Below are 17,890 nucleotides of genomic sequence, written 5' to 3'. Positions count from 1 at the left end.
CCGGCACGCCTGTTGTCCAAGGTCGCCGCCACGGCCTGCCGCGTCGGCGGCCATGGACCAGCGTATGCGCCCTGCATGCCGTCAAGGGTGCGCTACGCCGGCACGCGCGCAGCGCGCGCCGGCGTAGCGCGCGCCGCCCTTGACCGCACTCCGGGACGGTAGAACCTCACAGCATAGCCGATATCAAGTTTCACCGGAAACGTCATTGGGCCCTCAAGAGTTGTGTATAACGAGGCGCATTGAACCCCGCTTGTTCCGCCTGTGATCCCGCTATTCAGCCAATTAAAAGCCTAATATCTGGCCGTTCCTTTATGAGACGCTCTGCCTCGCTCGCCAACTCACCAAGCCTGCCAAAATAATGATTTTTAGTCTGCACTGACTCGTTACTCAAAATTAAGATTGCCTCACGGATGGTATTTATTTCCGCAAGAAATAGTATGATATTTATTTTTGTAACTTCAGAAAAAATTCCCCAGTCAATAAGAGTTAATCCGTATTTTTCTGCGATTGGTTCAATCACGGAATGAAACCCCGACTCGGTCGAAACGGCAAGATGATAAAATTTTTCATCATTATTTATTGGATTTCCGATTGAAAGTGTAACACTCATTTTTTTCCCTGTGTTTTATCGCCATAAACAACAACAAAGTTAAAATCAGGATATTGCTGGCGCAGAATTCCGACTCTCCTGTTCATCACCGACTGCAACGCGGCTCCATCGCCAATAAATCTGAATTCGATATTTTTAAAACTGCGAATATCATTCAATTGAGGAGTACTCATCGTATCTTTTCCATTACCATTTGGCCTGATAGCGTCCGCATTTTTCAACGCAGCGATTTTATCATGCATTTTCGAAATGACTTTTTTATCGACATATATTTCCGCTTGCGCCAAAATCAACGCTTCGCGATCTTCAACGCTCATAGTGGGATCAAGCCGCTTACCAAATTGGGATCCGTCTTTATCTTCAGTTATGGTTTTTGTTACCATGTTGATTTGATCAAATTCCGCCAACACCCTCCGATTAACGTCAACAAGCTCGTTACCTCGAAAATAGTTTGCCCCTTCCTTTAGCGCAATATCATCACCAATAAAATTTTTACCATCGGGCAAACGTTTATCAACGATATTTAGCGGCAACAATGGCGGCTTTGCATTGCCTCCCGATCCCGGTGGAACAGTAACTCCTCCACCACTTTCAATTATATCAAACGGCTTTTTAGGTAACATCGGCGGATTATCAAATCCAAGTTGCGGCTCAATTATATTAGTAATCGGGTCAATGCGGCCGATGAGCTTTCCGTTGCGGTCAAATATCGCAGGGCCTTCAATGTGCAGTTCGTCGCCAATTGCTGCATGTTGATCTACTGTGCCAGGTGCTCCCCTGCGCCCTCCCTTTGGATTTGGCGCACCGGCTCCCGTTTGAGTAGTCTCGCCCGCTATCGGCGCCTCCGCAACTGGCGGAAATGAAGCCACGCCTTTAACCGGTACAAATCTCAGGGTGATGCCCCGAATGGCCCCACCGGCCTTTACTGCGAGCATTCCAACTACAATAAGCGTACCCGCGCGTTTCAACCGATCGTTAAGCGCCGCATTTACGAGCTGATCACAACCTCCCGCGCTTACACCCACGCAGAAATTTTGCCTGAACGTACGGACTTCTTCCGCCTGAGAAATATCGCTACCAAAGAGCGAAGCAGAACCTTTCACCCCGCCGTCACGAATGTTATTTTGGCGCCCCTCGAAAAACGTATGATCCCAGCTCATGAGAACATTGCTGATTTCTCCGGCCGCGGCCGCGTCTCCTTCCAAATTTTTCACACACGCAACATCACCCGCTTTAATACAGGCTTCGACGGTAGCAATGTTTTTAGTCGACAGGATGCGATATTTGTTGCGTATTTCCTCGTACTCGGCGCAACCTTTCGGTTTCTTCTCGCACTCGGCAAATTCCTTGGCCATGGCATCGGCTTCTTTATGCCGGAGAAAATTATTTTCCGCCGCCGCACCCGTCACAAGTCCTGCCGCGTTTCCGGCCTCCGGCGACGCACCGGTCACACCGGCAACAGCCTTGCCAACGACAGATGCCAGTAACGTCGTCAGGGCACGCACGTCGTCAGGTTTCAAGCCCGGAATTTTCTTGATTTCGTCGCCGAATGTTTCAAGCAGTGCCGTCGTGGCAGCAGATGCGGCGGCGCCTGAACTAAAATCGCCGCCAACCAGCTTCGTGAGGGCGCCGTCGATCACCGCATGAACCGCGACCTTGGTAGCAAGGTCGGTTCCAACCAGCGCATCACCAAGCTTCTTTTCGATAAATGCTGTCGATTGCTGCACCACGCCGGCCAGCGCCTTTGCATACTCCTGGTCTTCCAGCAGCTTTTTCTGATCAAAAATCTTGCCAATGGTCCCGGCGCTGTTAGCCGTATCGCGATCGGTCGTAGCAACGGTCTCCTCCGCTGTTTTGCCCGTCGCCGCAATCTGTCCCTTGGCGTCGGTAATGACGAGCGTGCCCGCGCTGATCGCGCTCTTCGTCGTGCCGGCAGCATTGCCGTTTTGCACCGGCGTGAGATTGCCCGCCATGTTCCCGGCTACATTGCTGCCGATGGTCTGGATCGCACTGGCGCCGCTGCTGTACGACAAATTCACGCTGCTGCTGTCGCTGTCATAGCTTGCCGCATTCTTCACGTCCGTTTGCGTCAGCGTGCCCGTCGTCAGCCTGTTCTTGTCGGCACCGGCGGCACTGGCAATCACGCCACCGATCAGATCGGTATTGTTCTTGACAGTGACATCGAAGCCCTGCGCACCCGCATAGATGCCCGACTGCTGGTTCACACTAGCGAACGTGCTGTCGATATTCGCCTTGGCCGCGTTCACGCTGCCCGAACTGGCGCCATAGCAGAACGGCGGCACGCAAATACTGACGCTTCCCCCGCTGCTCTTTTCCCGGCTCGTGTAGTTATCAGTGTCCTGCAGGCTCGCGATATTCAGGTCGCCGCCAATGTTGGCCACCACCTTGTCGCCCTTGACCTGCGCCCCGGCCAGGGCGGTGTCCTTGCCGCTCTTGATGGTCAAGACATTGCTGGCCGTTACGCTCGTGTTCTGGTTGGTCGTCGCGTCGCCGTTGGCATTGCCATGCGACTGCCCAGCGGCCAGTTCCAAGGTAAAACCGTTTTGCGTGCCGCCAAGGCCGAAACCGACGCCCACCGACGCGTTGTGGCTACTGTTCCAGCTGTCGTTGGCGCTCGTGTCCTGCGCGCTGGCGAGCCTGATATCGCGGGCGGCGTCCAAAGTCACGTCCTTGCCGCTCAGTACCGCGCCACGCGCCGTGATGTTGCCGTCCGACGCCTTGCCGTTCGCATCCTTGCCGCCGTCGCCGGTGGCGGTGACGGTCAGGTTCTGGCCGGCGCTGACCGTGCTGCCCTTGTTCTGCAAGGCGCTGTTGTTGGTCGTGCTGTCGCTGCTGTTGCCGCCGATGCTCACCGTCGCCTTGATCGACGCCTGGCTCGACGCCGGCGCCTGCGTGTTGTTGGCTGCCGGTGTCCCTCCGCCCACCCCGGTGCCGTTGGCCACCGTGATCGCCGCCTTGACCGCGTAAATGCCGGCCAGCTTGTCGTCGTCCTTCTGCTCGTGCGCCACGGCCGCCTGCTTGACCGCATTGGCCGCGTCCACCGCATAGCCGGACAGCGCCACCGTCACGCCGAACTGGCTGGTCTTGCTGGCCGCTTTGGTGCTCACTTCGTCCACACCAGGATCGAGCACGACATTCCTGCCCTTGATGTCGACGTTGCCGTCGGCGTGCAGGTCGCTGCCGCGCACCGCGACATTGTCTTTCGCGGTAATGGCCAGGTTGCCGCCGGCGGACAGGCCGCTGCGGATCGTGTTCTGCTGGTCCTTGCGCGTATCGAGCGTGTCGCTGCCGCGCTTGATGCCCACCGTGTTGGCCGTGCCGTTGCCGCCCAGGTCGCCCAACTGCATGATGTTGTGGGTTTCCTTGAGCACGGTGCCGTCCTGGCCGCTGACGATGTCGATCTTGCCCGCGCTTGCGCTCAGCGCGATGTCGCCTTTGGCCTTGATGCCGCTGCCCTGCACCAGGATGTCGCCCCTGTTGCTGACCAGTTCGACCTTGTTGCCGTTGATCAGGCTAGCCGTCTGCCGGGTACTTGTTTCGCTGCCGCTGTCGCTGCCGCGCTTCTGGTTGTAGGGCGACAGGGTCACGCCGCCGCTGTTCGGCCCGCCGTTGATGGCGCGCGTGATGTCGCCCAGGCTCAGGCCCGCCGCGCTGAAGGTCGACGCGCTGGCCGTCGCCGCGCTGCTGTCGCTGCTGCGGTCCGTCGATGCTTCCACCGTGACGTTGCGTTCGGCGCTCAGCTTTACCACGCCGCCGCCGTCGATTTTCGAACCGCGCACGGTGATGTCGCCATCGACCGGCTTGCCGTCCACGCCCGTCACGCCATTGCCGCGCGCCGTCAGGCGGATGTCCCCGCTGGCGCTCAGGCTGCTGCCGGACTGGGTCTGGCCATCGTGCACCGTGCTGCTGCTGGTCTGGCTCTTGCCGAACGTGACCGCCACTTGCGGCGCGGTCAGGCTGCTGTCGGCCAGTTCGGAGAGCGTGCCGTTGACCCGGCCGAACTTGCTCTTGTCCTCCTTGATCTTCTTCAGGTTGCGCAGGGTATCGACCGGCGTGCCGACCACGGCCACGGTGAAGCTCTTCGACGTCGTGTCGAGCGACTGCGTTTCGTGGCGCTGGTCCTGCCCCGGAATGATGGCGATGTTCTGCGCCGAGATATCGATGTTCCCGTTCAGCAGGGTGGCGTCGGTATCCAGGCGTCCGGCGATCAGGTCGCTGCCGGCGATGGTGGCGTTCTTGCCGGCGTTCAGGATCACATTGCCGCCACTGCTGCCGAGCACGCTGCCCGTCTCGCTCTGGGTGGCGAAGCTGCCGTCTTCGCGCGATTTCACGGTTGACGATCCGGCACTCAATCCCACGCCGTTCTTGGCGCCGGACAGCCCGGACTGTTTAACTGTGGTCGCCTGGCTGTAGGTGCCGGTGCTGGTTGCTGCCAGCACATTGATGTCCGCACCGGCAGTGACGGCCAGCCTGGTGTCGGCAAGTACCGACGAGCCGATCACATTGACGTTGCCCACCAGGTCCTTGCCGTTGCCGGCGACGATGGCGATGCTGTTGCCGGCAATGCGGCTGCCCTCGGCCTGCTGCGTGTTCGAGGTACTCGACGTCGTCGTGGTCTTGCTCTTGACCAGGTTGCCGCTCTTGCTGTAGCTGTCATTCAGGCTGTCGTGGCCGGTGGTGATGGTCTGGATCGACACGTCGTTGTTGGCCAGCAGACTGGCCGTCCCCTTCAGGGCGGTCACTTTGCCCGCGTTGAGGACGAGGTTGCCCGTGCCCACCTGGGCGATCGCCTTGCCGTCCTTGTCTTTCTGCCCGGTCGCCATGCCGGTCGCGACGATCGTCACGCTGCTGCCGGCGCTGACGGAGCCGCCACTCAGGCTTTCGTCATCGTTCATGGCGCGGTCGTACTGCTTGCGGCCCACCGTTTGCACGTCGACCAGGGTACGGTCCTTGACCGCCGAGATGGTGACGTTGGTACCGGAAATGCTCGCGTCATTCGCTGCGGCGATGCGGCTGCCGCTCAAGGTAGTGTCGGCGCCGGCCTTGACGGCAAGGTTGTTGCCTGCGGTCAGACTGCTGCCCGCGTTCGATATGCTCGCCTCGTTGGTGTAGCCGGTCCGGCCCATCGTGTTGCCGCCCAGCGGCACGAACAGCGCGTGCTTTTCTTCCACGCCGGCGATATCGATGTTCTTGCCGGCCAATACACTGAGATTGGCTGCTGCGTCGACCTGCGCCGCGCGCGCAGTGAAATTGCCCTTGGCATCGATCAGCACGTTGCCGCCGGCAATGGTGGCGACCCTGTCGATATTGGTGCGGCTCGATGTACTGGTGCCGTTGTTGCCAACCGTGTCAACACTGCGCGTGCGCGTCGTGCTGGCCACGAGAATGTCGCGGCCGGCATTGAGCGTGACCCGGCTGTCGTCGGTGGCGCTGCCGTCGACGCCCTTGTTGGACAGGCCGGCGATTCGTCCGCCCACATTGGCGATATCGTTCGCCGCCCTGATGTCGATCACGTTGCCGGCGATGGTGCCGCCATTGCTGACATTTTTGGCGTCGAGCGTGACGGTACCGTGCATGTCGGTCGGCTTCGCATTGGCGTAACCGGCCAGGATAGTGCCGTTGTTGCTGATGCTGCCGTTCTGGTTGCGGATGGTGACGTTGTCGCCGGCAATCAGGGCGCCGCCGGTCGACAGGTCGCCCTGTTGCGGACGGCGCAGGTAGACTTGGGGCACCAGGGCCTTGGTGGTGCTGCCGTCCGGCATGGTGACGGTTTCTTCCTGCAGCCACACGATGTCGGTGGTCAGCTGGGCCATCTGCTGCTCGGACAGCGCCACGCCAGGCGTGAGCTGGAACTGCTTGGCGTAGGCCACGCCGGAATCCATCAGCGCCTTGAACGCCTGTTCGTTGTTCTCGTAGCCGGACAACTTGTTGCGGCCGGTGATGTTGATCAGTTGGTCGGCGAACGCGCGCTGCTCGACAAAACCATCGCCGTAGCGCTTCAGGGTGCGCTGCGGGTCAATAGCAAGCTGGTCCAGGAAGTAATCGCTGCCCGTCCATTTTTTCTTGTCGGTGAACAGCGGGTCGGTTTCGACCAGATAGCCGGCGCCCTCTCCCGGTTTCAGGGAGAACAGATTGCCGCTCGGCGCTTTCCAGTCCGTGTTGCTGGTCAGGGTGACGTTCGGCACCTTCGGATCGGTGGCGCGGACGCCGATGTCTTTGGTATTGGTGCCGACAACGCCGGCGACCGTCTTTTCCGCAACCGTCACCGGACGTGCGGCGGCGAATTTGGCGAATGAGGTCGTCAGGTCGCCGATGGCGCTCTGCTGCACCGCGCGCGCATTGCCCGCGATGACGCTGCCAGGCAAGGCATTGCCTGCCACTTGGCCCTTGACGACGGGCTGGGCACTCGTACCAACCGTAACGTCGGCGGCGCCCCCGCTGCCTTGTTGCTGGGCGTCGGTCAAGACCGGCCCCGTCCCGCCAGCGGTACCGGCTGCCTGCGCGCCGATTTTGGTGCCGCCAGCGGCGACGGAAGTGCTGACCGACGGCGCTCCGCCTGCGATAACGCCCTGCACCCCAACACCCTGCACAGCTGTATTGGTATTAATCGCGCCGACGTTGATGCCGACCGTGGTGCTACCGTTCTGATAAGTAACGACGTTACCCGTCTTCGTAGTCGTCGTATCGCCCGCCGCAGTGTTTCCATTGGCGGCGGTGATATTGCCGGCTACGCCAGTGCCAAGGGTACCGACCACTTTCGCCGGTTCGGCAGGGGCAATCGTTGCATTGGCAGGAGCAACCGGCGCAGAGGCCGCGCCACCGCTGTCGTAGAGAACGCCAGCCACGTCGATGCTGGTGGTTGGACCAACGTCTTCGAAATTCGACGTGCCGCCATAGATGCGTTTGTGTTTGCAACTCTGCCATGGCTTGCAAGAATCGACGTGGGTTTCGAACTCAGTTCCCGTGGTTGTAATTTGTTGCGAACCTTGGGTTGAGATATTGACGCTGTCACCGGCGGTTTTCTCAATACCATTACCGACTTCGGAGCCGCCATTAATGAGCACACTGCCACCAGCGACGATTCGGCTATCAATATTTTGTGCCGATTGTGCAGATACATTGCCAGCAGCGGCAACCGTGCCCGAATTAGACGTGGCAATAACACTGGCCACGGTCGTCTTGGTAGTGTAAGTCCGCTGGATATAGTCTTCGATCTTATGATCTTCACCCGGCACAACATAGTGGAAGGTATCGTCAGCATAGACGATCACCAGATCATTCAGATTGTGCACCAGACCAGTCTGGGAATCGGTCAGGATGACCTGATTTACAGGGGTTACCGTCGTCACATCGGTCAGCGACACGCCGCCCTGCAGCCCGTAAGTGCCGCAATCCGACGCACCTACGCCATTACCACCGCTGCCGGCAACGCAGTTAATGTTACGCAAGTTGCGGACATCGAGATTACCGCCCGACTCGATCCGCGCGCCCGCATTGACCACGTCGCCCAGCTTCATGTTGCCCAGGCTGATCACGTTCGCGCCCGGCTTATTAATCAACAAGCCGCTCATCGTCAAGGTGTCGCGCGCGCCAATGGTGGCATCCGCCTCATTCGATACCGCGCCGCCGATCACGACGTCGCCGCCGTAAATGCGCCCGGTATTGACCGTATTGCCCGCATTGATGGTCGTCGTGCCGACCGAATTGACTACGCCCTTACCGTTCGTATCAGAATTGACAAAACTGCCGACATTGATCGTCGTATTGGTCGCGCTGATCGTGCCGTAGTTATTCAACTCCGTGGCCGACAGGCTCAGGTCCCTGGCCGCGCTGATCGTGCCGTTATTGGTGTACTTGCCGTTATTGAGAACAATCTCCAGATTGTTCTCGGCCGCCACGATACCGCCGTTGGTGTAATCGCCATTCATGGCCAGGCGCAGGGTGCCGGTGGACGCCATCACGCCGTCGGCGCTAAATTTCTTCATGGTCGCCGTCAGCGTGGTGGTCGCGTCGGTGCGCCCGCCGGTATTGATGAAGTCAGCCGTGTCAATCGTGACCGCTTCGCCGCTCAGCTGGCCGCCGGTATTATTGATACTGGCCGAACCCGCCACCTTGAGGTTCTTCAGCGCCACGATCGCGCCATTCACGTTGCCCACCGTGGCCGCATTCACGGTCACCGTGTTCGATGCCAGCAAACCCTTGTCGAACGCGCCGTTGTTGGTATTGCTGTTGTCGATCGCTGCGGCGTCCACCACAAGGTTATTGTTCGCAAACACCGTACCGCCGACGTTATTCAATACCGGGGTCTTGAGCGTCGTATCGAGCGCGGACTTGATATTGCCGTCCTGGTTATTGATGCCCGTGGTGCCGGTCAGGCTCAACTCTTTCAAGGCCAGCATGGTCGAGCCGCCGGTATTGTCGATGCTGGTGCCGTCGATGGTCAGCTTGCCGTCAGCGCCGATGTAGCCGCCGTTCTGCTTGACCGCGCCGCCGCCGATGGTGATATCGCCTTTGCTGACAATCCCGCGCTGGCTGCCGCTGTTATCGTTGCTCAAGGTCTTGGCCGTGATGGCAATGCCGCCCGTGCCCGCTTCGATCACGCCGGCATTGTTGTCGACGCTGTCCGCATCGACCTTGACCGACGTTAAGCCCGACAGCACGCCGCCCGCATTGTTCACGTCCTTGGCCGCCACGATCAGGGCACTGCCCGAGCTGACAATGCCGTCCGTGTTGTCCAGCTTGCCCTTGAGGCTGCTGAGTTTGACGTCACCCTGGCTGGCGATCCGCCCGCCCTGCATATTGAGCAGGTTGGCGTCGGTCTTGGCCTGCACGCCGGTCAAGCCGTAGATATCGCCGTTCTGGTTCCAGATACCGTTGCCGGCATCGATCGCGACCGTCGATGTATCGCTCTGGATCGAGCCGCCCTGGTTGATCACGACACCCGTGCTGCTGGTCAACGCCACCTTCCCCGCAGCGCCAATGACGCCGCCGGTATTGTTCACGCCATTCTTGGCGACGATGCTTGCATCGAGGCCGGCGAGCATGGTGCCGCCCTTGTTGCTCACACCCAAGGTAGCGGTGACATCGAGCGCCGTCTTGGCACTGACTACGCCGCCATCATTGTCGAAGGTGCGGACGTTGACGGTCACCTTGTCCTTGTTGCTGACGACATTGCCCTTGACGTTGCCCAGGGTGCCGCTGTACAGGCTCACTTCGCCATCGGACACGATATTGCCGCCGGCATTGTCGGTCAGGCCAATTGTCGAGACGTTCACCGACTCGGCGGCGGTGATGTTGCCGCCGTCTTTATTGAGCAAGTCGCTGCCGGCGATGCCAATCTTGCCGGCGGCGCTGGCGATGGTCCCGCCATCGTTAATGATTGCGCCCATGCCCGAGTCGAGCGAGACCAGATGGTCCGCCGCGATCAGGCCGCCACTGTTGATCATGCCGCGCGCCTTGAATTCGATCACGCCGGTGGCGGACAGGGTGCCCCCAGTGTTGTCGAGCACGCCGGTGCCGGCGTCGAAGAACAGGTTGTCGGCGCTGATCGCCACGCCGCCGGTGCGAATGCCCAGGGCTTGCACCAGCAGGTCGGTGCCGAACTGGTAGGTAAAGTCGAGCGCGCTGAAGTCGACAGCCTGCTGCCCCATGCCGAACGACAAGCGCTTGCCGGCCGCCAGCTTGGCGCCGGATGTGGCCACTAGGCCGCCACCGTAGATGGCGGCGTTATTGCCCGCAGCGAACTGCCCGTTGCGGTAGTCCAGGGAATTGCTCGCCTGCAGGGAAATATCGCCCTGGGTGCTGATGTTGATGGCGCCGGCCTGCACGTCGGTGCCGTTGATGTTGACGGCGCTGTTCGCGGCCAGGGTCGCATTGTTCAAGCCAACCGTGCTGCCCGCCACGGTAATGGTATTGCCGGCTTGCAGGCTGCTGCCGTTCAGGGCCACGTCCGCGCCCGTCATGGTGATGTTCTTGGTGACGGCGATCTGGATGCCGTTGGCGTCCAGGCGGGTGTTCGCGCCAATCGACTGGAGGGCGAAGCTGTCGCCGGCGGCGATGGTGCTGCCGGTCAGCACAGCGTCGCCGGTGGCCAGGGTCACGCCGCCATTGCTGGCGAAGCGTCCGCCCGAACCATCGAAACGCGCACCTTGGGTATTGATCGTCAGCGCTTGCTGGCCGATGACCTCGCCCTTGCGGCCATCGAAGGCCGCGGTGGTCAGGTTGGCGCCGCCTTGGGCGCTGACCAGGCCGCGCACATTGTCGAACGCGCCAGTCGTGGCCACCAGATTGGCGCCGGTGGTGATCTTGCCGTCCGTATTGTCGAAGCGGCCCGCCGAGTTCAAGGTGGTGGTGCTGCCGCCGGAAATGACGCCCTTGCTGTTGTCGAAAGCGCCCGTGCCCGCGTTGGCACTCAGTGCGCCATTGCTGAGCATGGAGCCGTTGACGGAGGTGATGCCATTGGCGCTGACGGCCAGCGCGTTGGCGCCGGTCAGTTTGCCGTTGGTATTATCAAGCGCCGCGCCGGCCTGGATGGTCAGCTTGTTCGCCGCTTCGATGGCGCCGCCGCGGTTGAGCAGCGCGCCATTGGCGCTGATCGTCACATCTTTCCCGCCCGCGATCGATCCGCCGGGGCCGGAGGCGCCAGTACCGATGCTGCCATTGCGCAACTGTCCGCCCGTCAGGCTGACATTGCCCTGCGCGCTGCGGATGGTGCCGGCGCTGTTGTCGACCGTGCCGCCGCTGTCCGCCACCAGGGTCAGGTCGCCGTTCGAGGCCACGCTGCCGCCCAGGTTTTGAACGCCGCCCGCGCCCAGCTTGAGCGTCTCGCCCGCCAGGATGCTGCCGCCGCTGTTGACCACGGTGCCGCTGCCGGCCTGCACGGTCAAGGTCTTGCCGGCACTGAGCAGCGCGCCGCTGTTGTCGATGCCCTGGCCCTGCACGGTCGCTTGCGCGCCGGCCGTGATGCGGCCCTGCGCATTGCCGAGCGTACCCTGTGCGATCAGCGACAGGTCCTTGCCCGCGCTGATCAAGCCTTTGCCGCTGTCGATGTTGTTGCCGGCGACCGTCAGGTTGCCCGCCGCCACGATGGCGCTGGCCGTGCCCTGGCTGGCGATGTCGCCGGCGTCGATCGCGACCGATGCCTTGGCGCTTTGCACGATGCCGCCGCGGTTATCGAGCAGTGCCTTGCCCGCGTCGAGCAGCAGGTCGTCACTGGCGATGATCACGCCATCGACGTTGCCCACGCCCTTGGCCGCGATGCTGGCCTTGCCGCTGGCCTGGATCTGGCCGCCCTGGTTGTCGAGCGCGCCGCCGAGGGTCTTGACGTCGAGGGTCAGGTCCTTGCCCGCGCTGATCAAGCCTTTCTTGCTGGTGAGTGAGGCGCCATCGATGCCGAGGGCGCCGTTGGCGATCAGCTTGCCGGTATCGTTGGCTATGCCTTTGTTAGTACCGACCAGCATGTCGCCGCCGGCCTGGATGGCTCCACCCTGATTGGCGAGCGCGCCCTTGACCTTCAGTCCCAGGTTCTTGGCGGCCACGATATTGCCGTCCTTGTTGACCAGCGCGCCCTGAATCTGCGCGTCCAGGCCCGCGCCCGCCGCAATGGCGCCGCCGCTGTTGTCAAGCTCGCCGGCACTGGCCAGGGTCATGCCGCCATCGCTGGCCAGGCTGCCCTTGACGTTCGTGATCGCGCCCGCTGCACCGGTATCGATGACCAGCTTGCCGCCGGCCGTGACCTGGCTGCCGCTATTGTCCAAGCCCTTGGTATGCAAGGTGACGTCGCCATTACTGCCGATCAACGCCTTGTTGCTGCTGTCGACCTTGCCGGCCGTCAGGTCGATGCCCGTGCTGCCGGCCAGGGTGCCGGCGCGGTTGTCGATGTCGCCTGCCTTGACGTTCAGGCTGGTGCCGGCCTGGATCTTGCCGGCCTGGTTGTCGATGGCTTGCACCTGCAACGCGAGCGCCGTGTTGGCCACTACCGTGCCGCCCGCATTGCCGAGCTTGCCGGCCACCACGTCGAGTGTGCGCAGGGCGCCAATCGTGCCCTTGCTGTTGTCCAGGGCACCGCTGCCGCTGTTGATGATCAGGTCGCCATTGCTGACGATGCTGCCGCCCGTGCTGTCGATGCCATTGCCGGTCACCTTCAGGGCCGGCGCGCTGGCGGCGGCATCGGTGGCGAGAATGGTGCCGCCGCGATTGCTCAGCAGGCCGTTGCCGACGTCGAAGGTGATGTTCTTGCCGATCGCGCGGCCGTCATCGAGGATGGCGCCCTGCGCCTTGACATTGAGCGCCGCATCCGTGAGGAAGGCGCCGCCCTGCGCGCCCGGCAGGGAACTCTTGCCCAGGTCGATGGCGCCCGTGGTCACCACGGTCAAGTCCTTGAATGCCGAATACTGGCCGCCCTTGAGCGAACTGGCAGTCAGGTCCAGCTTGCCGCCGGCGCCGATGGACGCGTCCTGGGCGTTGATCGCCGCACCGCTGGCGATAACGATATCGCCGCCGGCCTGGATGCTGGCCTGGCGTGCATCGAGCGCTGCGCTGGCAATACTGGTGCCGGCACCGCTGGAGAGTTTGGCTTGCGCCAGGTTGGCTGCGCCCGATTTCAGGCTCAGCAGGCCGGAAGCCAGCATGTCCGCGTGGCTTGTGTCGATGGAACCGCCCTTGCTGTCGATCAGCAGGTCGCCGGCGGCGGCGCTGATGGCCGCGCCTTGCGCCACGATTTGCTCGGCGGACAGGCTCACGCCCTTGCCGGCGCGCAGCTGGCCGGCACTCAGGTCGATCTGGCGCGCGCTCAGGGTCAGCGCTTTCTCGCTGAGCACGCTGCCCTTGGCGCCCTTGAAATCGCTGTTGCCGAGGTCGAGCACCAAGCTATCGCCGCTGGCAATCTTGCCGCTGCTATTGTCGATGGTGCCGCTGTTGATGACGGCCCCGGCCACGCCCACGATGGTTCCACCCTTGTTGTTCAGGTCGGTTGCGCCGCCGGCCGCGGCCGGCTTGCCGGCGATGCGGTCGAGGCCTGCGCGGGTTTGCAATGTCAGTTGGTCGCGCGACATGATGCTGCCGCCGCCGTTGTCGATGCCGCCGTCGCGGGCGACCAGCTTGAGCGCGCCATTGGCGGCGATCGCGCCGCCGGCATTGTCGATGGCGGTGCCCGACAAGGTCGCGCTGCCGATGGCCGACACCGCGCCGCCAGCCGTGCTGATGCCCCGGCCGGCGTTGAGCGCCACATTGCTGCCGGACGAGATGGTGCTGTTGGCCGCGTTGATCTGTCCGCTTGCGTCGAGCGCAATGCTGCCGTTCGCGATGAAGCCGCTGTCGCCGATGTGGCCGGCGCTGCCGCCGAGGTCGATGTTGTTGGCCTTGAGCGTGATGCCGCCGCTTTCGCTGCGATGCAGGCTGCCGTCGGCCTTGTAGTCCGCGCCGCGCGTATCGAGCGCGATATCGCCCTTGGCCGCCAGGGTCGCGTTGGCGGCATCGATGCCTTTGCCGTCGATGCGCAGGGTGGCGCCGCTGGCCAGGTGCGCGCCGGCGAGAACAATGCCGCCCGCATCCGCATGCAGGGCCATCTCGCCCGCGCTCGACAGGCGGCTGGCGCCGCCATCGATGCTGGCCGCGTCAATGTGCAGTTGCGCATTGGTCGCGATCTGCGCGCCTTGCAGGCTGGCGCCGTTGGCGGCCTTGATGGTCACCGCGCCGTTGGCGTTGATGTCGCTGGCGGCGAGGTTGACGCTGTCGCGCCCGCTGACGGCGATGGCGCCGTTGCTGATGATGGTCGCGCCCGTGGCTTGCACGACGCCGGCGGACAGGTCGACCGCGCCGCCGGCCTTGATGTCGCTCTTGTCCAGGTACATGCCCTGGCCGGCCGCAATGACGATCCGCTCATTCGAGGAGATGTGCGCACCGGCCGCGTCGAAGCGCCCGGCGCTGATGCTGAGCGGCCCGCCCGCGTTCAAGCTGCCGTTGCCGCTGTTGGCCACGCCGCTCACGCTCAGGGTCAGGTCCTTGCCGGCCGCCACCGTGCCGCCGCTGTTGTTGAGCGCACCGGCGGTCAGGTTGAGGGTCTGGTTGGCCGTGAGCCGGCCGCCGATATTGTTCAAGTCGGCTGCCAGCAGGGTCATCGTGCCCTGCGCTTCGATCACGCCGCGCTCGTTGCCGAGGCGCTGGCCGCTCGCTTCGATGATGACGTCCTTGCCGGAGCGCAGCTGGCCGTCGGTATTGTCGACTTCATTGCCGCGCATGACGATGCTGCTGCCCGTGGCGATGCTGCCGGAACGGTTCTTCAGCATCGCTGCCGACAAATCCATGTCGCCACCCACGACGACCTTGCCGTTGCTGTTGTCGAACACCTGGCTTTTTGCGTCGAACACGGCATTCGAATCGGACGACAAGACGCCACGGTTGTTGTCGATGCCATTGCCGCGCACCACCAGCGCCGGTGCGCGCGTTCCGCCGCCGGACTCGGCCACGATCGTGCCCTGCACATTGCTCACGCTCTGCAGGCCGGCATCGAGCACGATGTGCTTGCCGCCAAGCAGCGCCTGGTCGGTGACGATGCCTTCGGCACGCACCGCAATATCGCCGCCGGCGAGGATGGCGCCGCCAGTCAGGTCGAGCCCCTTTTCCATGCGGATATCGACGTCGCGCGCGGCGGACAGCTTGCCGCCCTGCTGGCTCTGGCCGGTAATAGTCAGCATGCCGCCTGAAACGGCGCTGCCGCCCTTCATCAGCAAGGTGCCGGCCGTCAGGCCGAGGCCGCGCGCGCCGGACAGGCTGGCATCCTGCAGGTCGACCACGTCGGCCTTGAGCGCGACCGTGCCGCCGCTTTCCACGCGCAGTTGCTGGGCGTGCAGGTTGCGGCTGTTGAGGTCCACGTTGCCGTTGGCGGCGATCGCGGCCTTGTCCAGCCAGGCGTCGCCGGTGGCGGCCACGTTCACACTGCCAACCGAGGCGATGGAGGCCCCAGCGGCGGACAGATTGCCGGCCTTGACGGTCAAGGCCTGGCCGGCGTGCAGCCTGGCTGCGCTGGCCACGATGTCGCTGGCCGCAAGGTCGAGGGTGCCGTTGCTGGCGAGGCTCGCGCCGCTCAGGTCGAGCGCCGCGCCGCTGACGGCCAGCTTGCCGCCGGCGCTGATGTCGCCATTCCTCCCGAGCATCCTGCCGGCATCGATGGCAATGTCCCTGGCCCCCGCAATCGCGCCCTTGCTGTTGTCGAGGCGCCCGGCCTTGATGGCGACGCCGGCCGAGGTACTCTGGATGATGCCATCGGCGCTGTCGATCAGGCCGCTGGCCGTGAGCTTGACGGCATTGCCGGCCTGGATGGCACCGCCGGCATTGTCCAGCGATGCGCCGGAGAAGGTCAGCGCGCCGGCAGTGATGAGCTTGCCTTTATTGTTGTCGAGGGCACCGTCCAGCACCAGGTCGCTGGTGGTGGACAGGGTGCCTGCGCGGTTGCGGATGCTGCCGACGTTGCCGAACACGGCATCCTTCGATGCCACCGTGCCGCCCGTGTTGTCGAGCGCGCCACCACCGGCATCGAGCGCCAGCTTGTCGGCCGCGACGATCTTGCCGCGCGTATTGTCGATGCCGGCGGCGCGCAGGTCGATGTTGCCAGCCGCGTAGAGCACGCCACCGGTGTTGTCCAGCTTGCCCTTGCCCGCGTCGAGCGCCAGCGCGGCCGCCGAGACGGTCGCGGCGGCGCTGTTCACGCCCTGGCCGCGCAGGTCGACGGCCTTTTTGGCCGTCAAGGTGCTGCCCTGGATGTTCAAGACGCCGCTTGTGTTCAGGGACAGGTCCGTTCCGGCCGCCATGACGCTGTTGACGGCGCGCAGCTCGCCGGCCTTGACCGTAACCGCCTCGTTGGCGGCCCACTGCTGCTGGTCGACCAGAATTCTGTCGGCGGACAGCTTCAGGGCGCGCTCTGCCTGCAGCACGCCGCCTTTGCCGTCGATGGTGCGCGCCTGCAAGCTGAGGTCGGTGGCCGAATATATGCTGCCGCTGCTGTTGATGCGTTCGGCGGCCAGCACCAGGGTTTCGCTGGCGGACTTCTGGATCACGCTGCCGCTGTTGTCGATCTGGGCGGTCGTGAGCAGCACGCTTTGCTCCGCGCGCAGCACGGCGCCGTTGTTGACGGCCACCCGTTCGGTGGCGGCGATGCGCGCGTTGCGCTCGGCGTTGGTCTGCCCTGTCAGGGTGACCTTGCCGCTGCTGGACAGGTCGACGTCTTTCTTGCTGTAATTGTCCTTCAGGGTCAGGTCGCCCTGCGCGCTCAGGGTCAGGTTTTCCGTCAGGGAAGCGATGCGGCCGGCGCTGTTCACGCCCAGGCCCTTTTCGGTAGCGACCAGATAGATCTGGTTGGCATACATGCCGCCCAGGTCGGCGATATCGATGGCGAACTTGGGCGCATTGCCGCTGCCATCTTGCGCGGTGGCCTTGAGCGTGCCGTACAAGACCTTGTTGGCGCCCAGGACCGCCTGTAAATTCCTGGTGGAGATCTCGCCTTCGATCACGATGCCACGCGCCAGCAGGTCGAGCTGCTCGACATTGCTGGCATTTAAGCCCCGGGCGCCGATGGTAATCACGCCGCGCTGCACGTTCAGGCTGTCGAGCTGGCCGGCGCCATTGTATTGCGGCGTGCCGGTGGTCAGGGTGGCGCGCCCGGCGGTATTGAGAAAGCCGCAGCCGTCGCAGCTGATGCCATTGGGGTTGGCGATGACCAGGTCGGCGCGCTGCCCTGCCACTTCGATATAGCCGTTCAGGCGCGAGGGATTGCCGGACGTGACTTCGTTCAGGATGATGCGGGCGCTGGTAGTGCCCAACTGCATATTGCCGTTGACGATGCCGCCGAGCTGGGTGCCGACACTCTCCCGGCTGTTATTCAGGATCAAACCCCTGCTATCCACATTGAACTGATCGTAGCGGTTGTGCGACACGCCGGCCGCGCTTGGCGGCGCGATCAGCACGATCGGCACGCCGTTGGCGGCGGCATCGACCAGCGGCTTTTGCCCGGCCGGCGCGTTGCCGGCGGCCGCAACCTGCGCGTAGGCCGGTCCCGCGATCAATGCCGTCTGCAAGATCTGCAGCACGATCATCGCCCTGGCCACCGCCCGCGCCCACGGACGGCCGCTGCGGCCCACCGCCTCCATCGGCTGCTCCAGCTGCGCCTGGACCAGGCGGTCGGCCGCGGTCAAGGTCGATGGTTTCTTTAACAGATGGCGGATAGGTGATTTCATGATGGGTCCTTGGGGTGCCTGAAGGCGTCAA

General features: G+C 63.1%; 2 protein-coding genes. Both read right to left on the bottom strand.

Annotation, left to right across the window (positions count from 1 at the left end; translation table 11 throughout):
• Positions 1 to 274 precede the first annotated feature (274 nt).
• Positions 275 to 610 (bottom strand): hypothetical protein, encoded by a 336-nt coding sequence (locus tag IV454_RS19875; RefSeq protein ID WP_206087488.1) that lies wholly within the window; start codon positions 608 to 610, stop codon positions 275 to 277.
• Entirely contained in the window at positions 607 to 17,859 is a 17,253-nt protein-coding gene (locus tag IV454_RS19870) for a hemagglutinin repeat-containing protein (RefSeq protein ID WP_206087487.1), read from the bottom strand. The genes IV454_RS19875 and IV454_RS19870 overlap by 4 nt, the downstream gene beginning before the upstream one ends.
• Positions 17,860 to 17,890: the final 31 nt, after the last annotated feature.

This window comes from Massilia antarctica, from assembly GCF_015689335.1.
GTDB classification, from domain to species: Bacteria; Pseudomonadota; Gammaproteobacteria; order Burkholderiales; family Burkholderiaceae_D; genus Telluria_A; species Telluria_A antarctica.
This window is presented reverse-complemented; position numbering and strand designations above follow the sequence as displayed.